We start from the raw sequence: 10621 nt of genomic DNA on the forward strand, positions 1-10621 counted from the left end.
GATTGGCTTCCTTGATAAATGAGGATCACGGGTTTAATGGACAACGTTGACCGAGCCGTTGTTGCAACTCGTGACGTAACGCGCCGAGTTCGTCCATTCGGGTTTCGATCAGCTTGAGCTTGTCTTGCAGCAATTGCGTGACGGCGCTGTCCGGGTCGGGCGACTGCCATAACGCGGCGACGCTGTTGCCGATCTCGCCAAGGGTAAATCCCAGCCGTTGAGCGGTCTTGATGTACAGCACCAGTTGCACCATGTCCGCCGGATAGTCGCGATAGCCGTTGGCGCTGCGTTGCGCGGCGATCAACCCGCGCTGCTCATAGAAGCGCAGCGTGTCGCGGCTGACGGCGCTGGCCTGGGCTAATTCACCGATGCGCATCATGACGTCTCAAAGGGGCTTGACCCTGGAGCATACTCCAGGCTTTAGCCTTGTTGCTCCCTGATTTTATGGAGCAACGCCGATGTGGACTTCAACGCAATACCGCCGAGTGGTGCGCGGCAGTGCCTGGTATGACTTGATCGTGACGGCGGCGTTTGCCACGCCGTGGAGTTTTGCTTTGCTGCATGGCGCGCTGTCGGGGTTGAGCCAGGCGTTGGATTTGCCGGGTGAGCTGCCGGCGTTTGCGCCGATGCACATGTTGATGGCGAATCTGTTGGGGTCGATTGTTTGTGTGTGGGCGGTGTTGCGGATTCGGGATCCGCAACCGATTTACGGTCGGTATGACGCGGTGGGGCGGTTTCTGTTTGCGGCTTGGCAGGCTTATGCCTTGGCCCATGGTGCGAGTTCGTTATTAGTGGTTTTTTTGGTCTTTGAATTGGCGTGGGGCGTGGTTCAAGTGTTGCCGGTTCGGACGCCTTCGCGGGCAAGCCTCGCTCCTACGGGGGCTGCGTCGCTCTTGTAGGAGCGAGGCTTGCCCGCGAAGAGGCCGGACCTGCAAACCACTAATGCCCACCCTGCCACGGCTGCCCCAACGAAACCGGCGCATACAACCGCGTGCGCACTGCATCCCGGGACAACAGCACCAACACCACAATAGTCGCGACATACGGCAGCATCGCCAACAAACTGGAAGGAATCGCCAGCCCCAACCCCTGCGCCACCAAATGCAGGATGCTGGCGAGCCCGAACAGGTACGCGCCGAGCAGCAACCGCCACACCCGCCAACTGGCAAACACCACCAGCGCCAAGGCAATCCAGCCACGCCCGGCGCTCATGTTTTCCGCCCACATTGGCGTGTAGGCCAGGGACAAATACGCCCCGGCCAACCCGGCCATCGCCCCGCCGAACAACACTGCCAAGGTGCGCACGCCGAGCACCGGCAAGCCCATGGCACTGGCCGCATCCGGGTTTTCCCCGACGGCTTGAATGATCAAACCCACACGACTTTTCAAAATTACCCACGCCACCAGTGCAAACAGCGCGAACGACAGGTACACCAACAAATCCTGGGCAAACAGCATCCGCCCGATCAGCGGGATTTCACTCAAATACGGAATCGCCACCGGCTCAAAACCCGCCAACGGCTTACCAACCCACGCCGCGCCGACAAAGGTCGACAGGCCCACACCAAAAATCGTCAGCGCCAACCCGGTGGCCACCTGATTGGCGTTGAACACCAGCGCCACCAACGCAAACAGTGACGACAACAGCATCCCGGCCAACATCGCCAGTAACACGCCGAGCCACAGGTTGCCGCTATTCAGCGCCACGATAAAACCAATCACCGCGCCAAACAGCATCATGCCTTCCTGGCCCAGATTGAGGACGCCGCTTTTCTCGCAGATGAGTTCGCCCAGCGCCACCAGCAGCAACGGCGTACCGCAACGGACCATGGCGTAGAAAATATTGCTCAGCAGATCGATATCCATCACAGCGCTCCTGCGGTTACGGCGGTGGCGGGTGCGCGGCGCGCCCAGCGCACATTCAAACGGGGTCGGTAGAGAATCAGCACGTCACTGGCCAGCAGGAAAAACAGCATCATCCCCTGGAACAATTGAGTAATCGCTTGCGGCAGATTCATGCTCATCTGCGCACTCTCGCCGCCGATGTACAGCAGCGCCATCAACAGGCTGGAAAACAGAATGCCAATGGGATTGAGCCGTCCGAGAAACGCCACGGTGATCGCCGCATAGCCGTAACCCGGCGAGACTTGCGGCACCAATTGACCAATCGGCCCGGTGACTTCACAGACGCCGGCCAACCCCGCCAAACCGCCGCTGATCAACAGCGCCAGCCAGATCAGCCGTTTCTCGCGAAAGCCGACAAACCCTGCCGCACGCTTGTCCAGCCCGAGCACTTTGATCTGGAACCCGACGAAGCTTTTTTGCAGCAACACCCACACCGCGACCAACGCCAGCAGGGCGAAATACACGCCGGCGTGTACCCGACCGTCCTCCATCAACAACGGCAAACGGCTGGCATCGCCGAACATCGCCGATTCTGGAAAGTTGAATCCGGCCGGATCCTTCAGCGGTCCGTGCACACAGAACAGCAACAGGTTGAGGGCGATGTAATTGAGCATGATGCTGGTGAGGATTTCGTTGGCGTTGAAGCGTGTGCGTAACCATGCGGTCAGCCCGGCCCACGCGGCGCCGGCCAACGTGCCGACCAGCAGGATGAACACCAGCGCCCAGCGACTTTGCATGTCGATGATATTCACCGCCAGCGCACTGCCGGCCAGGGCGCCGAGCAGCAATTGACCTTCGGCGCCGATATTCCAGATCCGCGCCTGATACGCCACGGCCAAGCCCAGCGCGCAGAGCAGAATCGGTAACGCTTTGACCAGCAGTTCTGAGACGCCATACAAGTCGCTGATCGGCGCAATCAACAACGTATGCAACGTCAGCAATGGATCGTGGCCCAAGGCGATAAACAGCAATGAGCCGCAGCCCAGGGTCAGCACCGCCGCCAGCAACGGCGAGCACCACAACATCAGGCGCGATTGCTGGCCACGGGGTTCGAGAGAAAGCAGCATGTGAAACTCCGTTAAAACGTTGCGGGTGCAGGTGATTGAGGCGCGTCAAACTGGCCGGCCATCCAGCCGCCGACGTCGCTCAGCCGGGTATCGACGCTGGCCTTGAGCGGCGACAATCGACCGCTGCACAAAGCACCGAGCCGATCGCAAATCTGGAACAGTTCATCAAGGTCTTCGGAGATCACCAGGATCGCCGCGCCGGCATCGCGCAAGGCAATCAGCGCGCGGTGAATGGTCGCGGCCGCGCCGACATCCACGCCCCAGGTCGGGTGCGCGGCCACCAGCAATTTCGGCTGCTGCAGGATTTCCCGACCGAGGATGAATTTCTGCAGATTGCCGCCGGACAGGCTACGGGCCGGGGTTTGGGTATCGGGTGTCTTCACGCCAAAGCGGCGGATGATTTCTTCGGCGAGCGCCTCGACCTTGCGGCGTTGAATCAAGCCGTTGCTCACCAGTCCTTGTTGAAAAGCGCTGAGCAGGGCGTTATCTGCAAGGCTCAGTTCCGGAACTGCGCCATGACCCAGACGCTCGGCGGGGACGAACGCCAGACCGAGTTTGCGCCGCGCATCGGGGCGCAAATGGGCGACGGCCTGGCCGGCGAAACTGATGGTTTGCGCCTCGTTGCGGTTCAGCCGTTCCTCACCGCTGAGTAATGCCAGCAACTCATCCTGACCGTTGCCCGCGACCCCGGCGATGCCGACGATTTCACCGCTGCGCACTTCAAGGTTGAGGTCTTTGAGTGAGCAACCGAACGGGTCCGGGTTGTGCCAGGACAATCCACTGACATTCAAAAAAGCCTCACCGCCGATGACCTTCGGGTAATCGGTGATCAACTCGGCCGCTTCACCAACCATCAACCGCGCCAATTGTTGGTCCGAGCACTCGGCCGGCACGCAATGCCCCGCCACGCGACCACCGCGCAATACCGTAGCGCTGTGGCACAGCGCCCGGACTTCACCAAGCTTGTGGCTGATAAACAGAATGCTGCAACCCTCGGCGGCGAGTCGGCGCAAGGTGACGAACAACTCGTCCGCCTCTTGCGGCGTCAGCACCGAGGTCGGTTCATCGAGAATCAGCAGACGGATGTCCTGCATCAGGCAGCGAATGATTTCTACACGCTGGCGTTCGCCGATGGACAGGCTGTGGACAAGTCGTTCCGGTTCCAGCGCCATGCCATAGCGTTGGGATACTTCACGAATTTTCGGCTCCAACTGTTTCGGCGTCCCCGCCGCCGCACCCATGGCCAATGCAATGTTCTGCGCCACGCTCAGGGTTTCGAACAGCGAGAAATGCTGGAACACCATGCCGATCCCAAGCTCCCGCGCCTGGGCCGGATTGCGCATGGCAATGCGTTGTCCTTGCCAGATGACTTCGCCTGAGTCGGCGTGAGTGACGCCGTAGATGATCTTCATCAGCGTGCTTTTTCCCGCACCGTTTTCGCCGAGCAGGGCATGGATTTCACCGGGAGCAATGCTCAGGTCGATGGCATCGTTGGCCAGGCAACCGGGGTAGCGTTTGCTGATGTTGCGCAGTTGCAGGCGTGGGGTTGGATCGGGGATCGGCATGACAGGCTCGGGTCGATTTGAGTTATGCCTGTGGATAAAGCAATTTTCTGGCCATTGAGTCAGGAATTTAGCAAAGCCTTGCCGATCAAGGGTTTCGTGTGTGTCCGGCGAAGTGTTTCGTCGCTGAATCAAGCACCAGATGAGGGCGAAGCCGTTGATCAGGCTCCGGTTTTGCTCGCGGGGTTTTGATCAAAAAACGAGCAGTCGGCCGCAAGCTATGCCGGATATGGGGCTGAGCCAGTCATGAACGGGTTATCCACAGGTTGCTCCACAGTATTTGTGTGCAAGCGTAGCGCTCGGGCATAAGCACTGAGCGGCTATCTTCTAAAGGACATAAACCGCGCTAACTGGTTGTTTTTTCGTTGATTTAGAAAATTTAGTGGCACTTTGGACGAAAAGTGAACAAAGCCCGCAAAGCCGCATGACAGAAGGGTTACAGCGGAATGTACTCAGGTTATCCACAGCCGGGTGCACAGCAGATGTGGGCAAGTGTCGAGCGGGGTGGAAAAGATGAATGCCCCAAAAGATTGCGGCTCTATCGCTCCAACAAAATCCGCCCGCGACTCAAATCCGCCAATTGCAATTGCAGCGTTTCAATCTGCGCCTCGCCAATCGCCAATTTCAGATCCACGCCATTAGCGGTAAAGGATTCCTCCACCACCAACCCACCCAACTCCGCGACCCGCAACTTCACCAACGTCAGCTCGCCAAACCCGCACGCGCAGCTCACGGGCACCCGGCTGATCAACTCAACCTTCGGCGCTCCTTGCAGGCATTTGTTCGCGCCGCCGCCATAGGCTCGGGCAAGCCCACCGGTACCCAGTTGAATGCCGCCATACCAACGAATCACCAGCACCGCGACCTGATCGCAATCCTGCGCTTCAATCGCCGCCAGAATCGGCCGTCCAGCGGTGCCGCCGGGTTCGCCATCGTCGTTGCTGCGGTACTGACCGCCAAGCTTCCAGGCCCAGCAATTGTGCGTGGCGTTCAAGTCGCTGTGCTGCTCGATGAACGCCTGGGCGTCGGCCGGACTGCTGATCGGCCCGGCGAACGTGATGAAGCGGCTTTTGCGAATCTCTTCGCGGTATTCGCAAAAGCCGCTGAGGGTAAAAGGCATAGGCTTCTTAAATAGTGGGTGTCAGGCCGCAGCCCTTGAGGATGATGCGGATCAGGTTGTCGCCGGCGTCTTCCATGTCTTGCTTGGTCAGCTTGGTGCGACCGCTGACCCGGCAGATCTGCGTGGCGAAATCGGCGTAATGCTGAGTGCTGCCCCACAACAGGAAGATCAGGTTCACCGGGTCGACCGGGTCCATTTTGCCGGCGTCGATCCACGCCTGGAACACCGCAGCGCGGCCCTGGAACCAGGCGCGATAATCCTGGTTGAAATACTCGGTCAGGCACTCGCCGCCGCTGATCACTTCCATAGCGAAAATTCGCGAGGCTTGTGGCTGGCGTCGGGAGAATTCCATTTTGGCGCGGATGTAACGGGTCAGCGCTTCGGCCGGATCGTCTTCGGCGGTCAAGGTGTTGAACGTGCTGTCCCACAATTCGATGATGTTGCTCAGCACTGCCACGTACAACCCAAGCTTGTTGGTGAAGTAGTAATGCAGGTTCGCTTTGGGCAACCCGGCGTTCTGGGCGATGGTGTTCATGCTGGTGCCTTTGAACCCGTGTCGGGCGAATTCATCTTCGGCGGCTTTGAGGATCGTCTCTTCGTTCTTCTGACGAATGCGGCTGGCAGGTTTGCCGCCGTGGGCGGGGACTTCAAAGGTCATAGGCACTTCCGAAATAGTCTGTGGGTGCAACCAATGCGTTGATAGCGCACCCACAGGTTTCAGACAAGTGCTGACGCGATAAAACCTCCCCGCCACAAATCGTAGGAGCAAAGCTTGCTCGCGATAGCGTCGTCATATTCAACATTAATGTGACTGACACGACGCCATCGCGAGCAAGCTTTGCTCCTACGATTTGTGCTGGTTTAGCGGGTGGCGGCCAGGCTTTCCAGGAAGCTTTCCAGCACCAAATGCGGGCGACGGCCCTTGCGTGTGACCGAAGCGAGGCTCAAGTCATAAAAACGCAGGTTGGGTTTGAGCGCGCGCAACCGTCCTTGCTGCACCCAGAGGCTGGCGTAGTGATCCGGCAAGTAACCGATGTAGCGGCCAGTCAGGATCAGGAACGCCATGCCTTCGCGGTCGGAAGCACTGGCGGTGCAATTGAGGGCTTGATAATGAGCCTGGATCTCGGCGGGCAGGCGGAAGGTCGGGGCGATGGCGTCCTGGCTGTTCAGGCGTTCATCGTCCAGTTGCTTGTCGTCGGCATAAAACAGCGGGTGGCCCACCGCGCAATACAGCAGCGAACGTTCGCTGTAGAGCGGTTGATATTCCAGCCCTGATAATGCGCTGGCCTGCGGTACAACCCCAACGTGCAAGCGCCCGTCGAGCACGCCTTGTTCGACTTCATTAGGCGCGATCATGCGGATCTGGATTTGCACATCCGGCCCGCGCTCCTTCAATTGCGCCAATGCGTGGGTGATGCGCATGTGGGGCAGGGTGACCAGGTTGTCGGTCAGGCCGATGGTCAGCTCGCCGCGCAGATGTTGATGCAGACCGTTGACCTCGGTACGGAAACTTTCCAGCGCACTTAATAGCTGCAATGCCGAGTGGTAGACCTCGCGGCCCTCTTCAGTCAGGGAAAAACCGGCGCGGCCCCGTTGGCACAACCGCAGGCCGAGGCGTTGCTCCAGGTCGCTCATTTGTTGGCTGATGGCCGAGCGACCGATGCCCAATACCGATTCCGCTGCGGAGAAGCCGCCGCACTCCACCACGCTGCGGAAGATTCGCAGCAGGCGGATGTCAAAGTCGCTGACTTGGGCCAGCGGGTCGGGGCGTCGAGTGCTCATAAGTTTAGTGTCGGCCTGACTGAACGTTAGAAGAGTTGGATTTCACCGACTTTATCCCCGTGGCAATTTAGCTGCAAGAACGCTTTTGATCTCTACGCCGCTTATTGCCCTGCGAGGTTTTAATCATGAACTTGCCCGAAAACGCCCCGTCTTCCCTGGCCAGCCAGCTCAAACTTGATGCGCACTGGATGCCCTACACCGCTAACCGAAATTTCCAGCGCGATCCGCGACTGATCGTTGCTGCCGAAGGCAGTTGGCTGACAGACGATAAGGGCCGCAAGGTCTACGATTCGCTCTCGGGTCTGTGGACCTGCGGCGCCGGGCACACACGCAAGGAAATCCAGGACGCGGTGGCCAAGCAATTGGGCACGCTCGATTACTCGCCAGGCTTCCAGTACGGCCACCCGTTGTCGTTCCAGTTGGCGGAGAAAATCACTGACTTGACCCCGGGCAATCTGAATCACGTGTTCTTCACCGACTCGGGTTCCGAATGCGCGGACACGGCAGTGAAGATGGTCCGCGCTTACTGGCGCCTGAAAGGCCAGGCGACCAAGACCAAAATGATCGGCCGCGCCCGTGGTTATCACGGTGTGAACATCGCCGGCACCAGCCTTGGCGGCGTGAACGGCAACCGCAAAATGTTCGGTCAGGCGATGATGGACGTCGATCACCTGCCGCACACCTTGCTGGCCAGCAATGCTTATTCTCGCGGCATACCGAAAGAGGGCGGTATCGCCCTGGCGGATGAACTGCTGAAGTTGATCGAACTGCATGACGCTTCGAACATCGCGGCTGTATTTGTCGAGCCAATGGCCGGTTCCGCTGGCGTGCTGGTTCCGCCTGAGGGTTACCTCAAACGTCTGCGCGACATCTGCGATCAGCACAACATCCTGCTGGTGTTCGACGAAGTGATCACCGGTTTCGGCCGTACCGGTTCGATGTTCGGCGCCGACAGCTTCGGTGTGACACCGGACCTGATGTGCATCGCCAAGCAAGTCACCAACGGCGCGATCCCGATGGGCGCGGTGATTGCCAGCTCCGAGATCTATCACACCTTCATGAACCAGGCGACGCCGGAGTACGCGGTGGAATTCCCCCACGGCTACACCTATTCCGCGCACCCGGTGGCGTGTGCCGCTGGCTTGGCAGCACTCGATCTGCTGCAAAAGGAAAACCTGGTGCAGAGCGTGGCCGACGTCGCACCGCATTTCGAAAATGCGCTGCACGGTCTGAAAGGCTCGAAGAACGTTATCGATATTCGTAACTACGGCTTGGCCGGCGCGATCCAGATTGCCCCGCGCGACGGCGACGCAATTGTGCGTCCGTTCGAAGCCGGCATGGCGCTGTGGAAAGCCGGGTTCTACGTACGCTTCGGCGGCGACACCCTGCAGTTCGGCCCAACCTTCAACAGCAAGCCGCAGGACCTCGATCGTCTGTTCGACGCGGTTGGCGAAGTGCTGAACAAGATCGACTGATTCGACAAAAGCCAAACCGGCGCCCCTCGATGGGCGTCGGTGCACAAAATTTCAGGAGTACCGCATGAGCCTCATCCCGCATTTGATCAATGGCGAACTGGTGACCGAAGACGGTCGCACGGCTGACGTGTTCAACCCGTCGACCGGCAAGGCCATCCACAAGCTGCCATTGGCCAGCCGCGAAACCATTCAGAAAGCCATCGATTCGGCCAAGGCGGCATTCCCGGCCTGGCGCAATACACCACCGGCCAAACGTGCGCAGGTGATGTTCCGCTTCAAGCAATTGCTGGAGCAGAACGAAGCACGTATCGCGCAATTGATCAGCGAAGAGCACGGCAAGACGTTGGAAGATGCTGCGGGTGAATTGAAGCGCGGCATCGAGAACGTTGAGTTCGCATGCGCGGCACCGGAAATCCTCAAGGGCGAATACAGCCGTAACGTCGGCCCGAACATTGATGCATGGTCGGATTTCCAGCCGTTGGGCGTGGTGGCGGGGATCACCCCGTTCAACTTCCCGGCCATGGTGCCGCTGTGGATGTATCCGCTGGCGATTGTCTGCGGCAACTGCTTCATCCTCAAGCCGTCCGAGCGGGATCCGAGTTCCACTCTGTTGATCGCTCAGTTGTTGATCGAAGCGGGTCTGCCTAAAGGTGTGCTGAGCGTGGTGCACGGTGACAAGGCAGCGGTGGATGCGCTGATCGAAGCGCCGGAAGTCAAAGCGTTGAGCTTTGTCGGTTCGACACCGATTGCCGAATACATCTACGCCGAAGGTACCAAGCGCGGTAAACGCGTCCAGGCGTTGGGCGGGGCGAAGAACCATGCGGTGTTGATGCCGGATGCGGATCTGGATAACGCGGTCAGTGCACTGATGGGCGCGGCTTACGGTTCTTGCGGTGAGCGTTGCATGGCGATCTCGGTGGCCGTGTGCGTCGGTGATCAGGTGGCGGATGCGCTGGTAGCCAAGTTGGTGCCGCAAATCAAGGCGCTGAAAATCGGTGCCGGTACTTCGTGTGGTCTGGACATGGGGCCGCTGGTTTCCGGTCAGGCGCGCGACAAGGTGAGTGGCTATATAGAAGACGGCGTTTCTTCTGGCGCAACTTTGGTGGTTGATGGCCGTGGTCTGAGCGTGGCCGGTCATGAGGAAGGCTTCTTCCTGGGTGGCTGCCTGTTCGATAACGTCACGCCTGAGATGCGTATCTATAAAGAAGAAATCTTCGGGCCGGTGTTGTGCGTCGTTCGGGTGAACAGCCTGGAAGAAGCAATGCAACTGATCAATGATCACGAATATGGCAACGGCACCTGTATCTTCACCCGTGACGGGGAAGCGGCGCGGTTGTTCTGTGATGAGATTGAAGTCGGTATGGTTGGCGTTAACGTGCCCTTGCCGGTGCCGGTGGCGTATCACAGCTTTGGTGGCTGGAAGCGTTCGCTGTTTGGCGATTTGCATGCTTATGGTCCGGACGGTGTGCGTTTCTACACCCGTCGCAAGGCTATTACTCAGCGTTGGCCTCAGCGTGCGAGCCATGAAGCATCGCAATTCGCCTTCCCTAGCTTGTAAGTAGAAGGGGAGAAGGCCGGCTCCCTCTGTTGAATGGGGGGCCGGCCTTCGCGTTTTCGGGGCTTTTCTGACTGATATGACAGAATTGTGAAATTAGGTGTTGACGGCAGATTCTGGAAGTCTATAATTCGCCCCACTTCCGGCGCAGTCGA

General features: G+C 59.1%; 10 protein-coding genes. 3 read left to right on the forward strand and 7 right to left on the reverse strand.

The annotated features are described in order from the left end of the window. Positions 1-25 precede the first annotated feature (25 nt). On the reverse strand, positions 26-376 hold the full coding sequence (locus tag BK667_RS22445; protein WP_123514993.1) for a MerR family transcriptional regulator: 351 nt from the start codon (positions 374-376) through the stop codon (positions 26-28). A gap of 82 nt (positions 377-458) precedes the next feature. Between BK667_RS22445 and BK667_RS22450 the strand changes: the two genes are divergently transcribed. Continuing rightward, positions 459-899, forward strand: a complete 441-nt coding sequence (locus BK667_RS22450; protein WP_123514974.1) for a hypothetical protein — start codon at positions 459-461, stop codon at positions 897-899. Positions 900-939: 40 nt separating this feature from the next. On the opposite strand, the gene BK667_RS22455 is transcribed toward BK667_RS22450, so the two are convergent. From BK667_RS22455 to BK667_RS22480, 6 genes are all read right to left on the reverse strand, one after another. Continuing rightward, on the reverse strand, positions 940-1866 hold the full coding sequence (locus tag BK667_RS22455; protein WP_123514976.1) for an ABC transporter permease: 927 nt from the start codon (positions 1864-1866) through the stop codon (positions 940-942). After that, positions 1866-2972, reverse strand: a complete 1107-nt coding sequence (locus BK667_RS22460; protein WP_123402287.1) for an ABC transporter permease — start codon at positions 2970-2972, stop codon at positions 1866-1868. The genes BK667_RS22455 and BK667_RS22460 overlap by 1 nt, the downstream gene beginning before the upstream one ends. Before the next feature lie 11 nt (positions 2973-2983). Then, complete coding sequence (locus BK667_RS22465; protein WP_123598938.1) at positions 2984-4537, reverse strand: ABC transporter ATP-binding protein; 1554 nt, start codon at positions 4535-4537, stop codon at positions 2984-2986. A gap of 535 nt (positions 4538-5072) precedes the next feature. After that, positions 5073-5654, reverse strand: coding sequence for an IMPACT family protein (locus BK667_RS22470; protein ID WP_123598939.1), 582 nt, complete (start codon positions 5652-5654; stop codon positions 5073-5075). 7 nt (positions 5655-5661) lie between these two features. Further along, positions 5662-6312, reverse strand: a complete 651-nt coding sequence (locus tag BK667_RS22475; RefSeq protein ID WP_123514984.1) for a TetR/AcrR family transcriptional regulator — start codon at positions 6310-6312, stop codon at positions 5662-5664. 203 nt (positions 6313-6515) lie between these two features. Beyond that, positions 6516-7436 (reverse strand): LysR family transcriptional regulator, encoded by a 921-nt coding sequence (locus BK667_RS22480; RefSeq protein WP_123598940.1) that lies wholly within the window; start codon positions 7434-7436, stop codon positions 6516-6518. Between the two features lie 125 nt (positions 7437-7561). On the opposite strand from BK667_RS22480, the gene aptA reads away from it, so the two are divergent. Together aptA and BK667_RS22490 are read left to right on the forward strand one after the other, a co-directional pair. Then, positions 7562-8911 (forward strand): omega-aminotransferase AptA, encoded by a 1350-nt coding sequence (gene aptA, locus BK667_RS22485; RefSeq protein WP_123598941.1) that lies wholly within the window; start codon positions 7562-7564, stop codon positions 8909-8911. A 64-nt stretch (positions 8912-8975) separates the two neighbouring features. Beyond that, entirely contained in the window at positions 8976-10469 is a 1494-nt protein-coding gene (locus tag BK667_RS22490) for a CoA-acylating methylmalonate-semialdehyde dehydrogenase (protein ID WP_123598942.1), read from the forward strand. Positions 10470-10621 lie beyond the last annotated feature (152 nt).

It is taken from the genome of Pseudomonas frederiksbergensis, assembly GCF_003732705.1.
Classification (GTDB): Bacteria; Pseudomonadota; Gammaproteobacteria; order Pseudomonadales; family Pseudomonadaceae; genus Aquipseudomonas; species Aquipseudomonas frederiksbergensis_F.

Excerpts from the sequence above, each read along its gene's own strand:
- BK667_RS22450 (WP_123514974.1), top strand. The coding sequence starts at position 459 with ATGTGGACTTCAACGCAATACCGCCGAGTGGTGCGCGGCAGTGCCTGG.
- aptA (WP_123598941.1), top strand. The coding sequence starts at position 7,562 with ATGAACTTGCCCGAAAACGCCCCGTCTTCCCTGGCCAGCCAGCTCAAA.
- BK667_RS22470 (WP_123598939.1), bottom strand. The coding sequence starts at position 5,654 with ATGCCTTTTACCCTCAGCGGCTTTTGCGAATACCGCGAAGAGATTCGC.
- BK667_RS22475 (WP_123514984.1), bottom strand. The coding sequence starts at position 6,312 with ATGACCTTTGAAGTCCCCGCCCACGGCGGCAAACCTGCCAGCCGCATT.
- BK667_RS22480 (WP_123598940.1), bottom strand. The coding sequence starts at position 7,436 with ATGAGCACTCGACGCCCCGACCCGCTGGCCCAAGTCAGCGACTTTGAC.
- BK667_RS22455 (WP_123514976.1), bottom strand. The coding sequence starts at position 1,866 with ATGGATATCGATCTGCTGAGCAATATTTTCTACGCCATGGTCCGTTGC.
- BK667_RS22490 (WP_123598942.1), top strand. The coding sequence starts at position 8,976 with ATGAGCCTCATCCCGCATTTGATCAATGGCGAACTGGTGACCGAAGAC.
- BK667_RS22445 (WP_123514993.1), bottom strand. The coding sequence starts at position 376 with ATGCGCATCGGTGAATTAGCCCAGGCCAGCGCCGTCAGCCGCGACACG.
- BK667_RS22465 (WP_123598938.1), bottom strand. The coding sequence starts at position 4,537 with ATGCCGATCCCCGATCCAACCCCACGCCTGCAACTGCGCAACATCAGC.
- BK667_RS22460 (WP_123402287.1), bottom strand. The coding sequence starts at position 2,972 with ATGCTGCTTTCTCTCGAACCCCGTGGCCAGCAATCGCGCCTGATGTTG.